The sequence below is a fragment of the Stenotrophomonas sp. SrG genome (assembly GCF_050031795.1).
Lineage (GTDB): Bacteria > Pseudomonadota > Gammaproteobacteria > Xanthomonadales > Xanthomonadaceae > Stenotrophomonas > Stenotrophomonas rhizophila_A.
Map to the genome: position 1 here is coordinate 1 of NZ_JBNBBE010000416.1, position 259 is coordinate 259.

The following is a 259-nucleotide window of genomic DNA, read 5'->3' on the forward strand; positions in this document are numbered from 1 at the left end:
CCCTTCATCTGCCGGCCACCGAATTCCCGATGCGCGGAGACCTGCACAAGAGCTAGCCGGTCATTCTGTCGCGCTGGGAAGACGAGGGCATGTACGCCCGCCTGCGCGAAAACGCGCAGGGTCGCCCGCTGTTCGTGCTGCACGACGGCCCGCCGTACGCCAATGTCCAGATCCACCTGGGCCATGCGGACAACCAGATCCTCAAGGACCTCATCGTCAAGTCCCGCTACCTGGCCGGCTTCGATGCGCCCTACGTGCC

The 259-nt window shown here is 65.3% G+C and carries 1 pseudogene; it reads left to right on the plus strand.

The window, feature by feature from the left end:
• Positions 1 to 259 (plus strand): annotated as a pseudogene (locus ACQG3P_RS20300) (class I tRNA ligase family protein); the annotation flags it as partial.